This is a genomic window from Desulfocicer niacini (assembly GCF_054657595.1).
Genome location: NZ_BAAHYK010000219.1, coordinates 1 through 295, shown reverse-complemented (window position 1 = coordinate 295; position 295 = coordinate 1). Strand labels below are relative to the sequence as shown.

Annotated in this window: 1 protein-coding gene; it reads left to right on the top strand. The window is 49.2% G+C overall.

What is annotated here, in order from left to right:
* Positions 1-26: 26 nt before the first annotated feature.
* On the top strand, positions 27-295 hold a 269-nt coding region (locus ACYQ2M_RS25470), incomplete at its 3' end, for an AAA family ATPase (protein ID WP_459919201.1).

Here is a 295-nt window from a genome sequence, read left to right as displayed (position 1 = left end):
TCTTATGCCGACGCAAAGGTGAAAAAATGAAAGACCTGCCGGCCTGGTTCGGCTTTAAACGATATCCCTTTGACAAGGAGATCAGCACCGCAGATATGGTTGATACACCGGTCATCAAGGAAGCGCTTGCACGGCTGGAATACATGAAACGCAGGGGCGGTATCATGCTGCTGACCGGTGATCCAGGTGTGGGAAAAACCATTACCATCCGGCGCTTTGCCGATTCTCTTAATGAAAACATTTTCAAGGTGGTTTATACGCCGCTAAGCACTCTGAACCGGAGTGATATTCTTCG